Source organism: Vibrio sp. 1562, assembly GCF_033340155.1.
In the GTDB taxonomy this organism is placed as follows: Bacteria; Pseudomonadota; Gammaproteobacteria; order Enterobacterales; family Vibrionaceae; genus Vibrio; species Vibrio alginolyticus.
Genome location: NZ_JAWOVY010000724.1, coordinates 1 through 532 on the forward strand (window position 1 = coordinate 1; position 532 = coordinate 532).

The 532-nt window shown below is 44.4% G+C and carries 1 protein-coding gene; it reads left to right on the forward strand.

Annotated features, from left to right (window positions below):
- A partial coding sequence (locus tag R7Z49_RS27310) for a DsbA family protein (RefSeq protein WP_318112804.1) occupies positions 1 to 332 on the forward strand: 332 nt, incomplete at its 5' end.
- Positions 333 to 532 lie beyond the last annotated feature (200 nt).

Below are 532 nucleotides of genomic sequence, written 5' to 3' on the forward strand. Positions count from 1 at the left end.
AATCTTACGCAACCATGGTATCGCTAAGTGTTGAAGATAAAATGGTTCCTGCGATGTTTGCGCAAATTCATCAAAAGCGCCAAGCACCGAAAAACGAAGACGAGTTAAAGAAAGTCTTCACGGACAACGGTGTCGATGGCAACAAATTTGACGCGGCGTACAACAGCTTTGCGGTTAGTTCGATGCAAAAGCGTTTCGATAAGCAGTTCAAAGAGAGCACTCTGACCGGCGTTCCTGGCGTCGTTGTGAATAACAAGTACATCGTTATTCCTAATGAAGTCCGTAGCTATGCCGAGTACAGCGAATTGGTGAACTATCTGCTAACGCTATAAATTAAAAGAAATGAAAAATGGCGGCCAAGTGGTCGCCATTTTTTTTGAATTCGTTATCTCAGTACGGTTGTACAAGCTTGAGTTGGTACGCTAGTCATGAATATCGCGTGCGGATAAAACAAGCTAGCAACGGTGATAGCGACATTGCACGGTTGTGCGATGGTGTTTTTCACCACATTGGTGAGAACAATGCCCGTGTT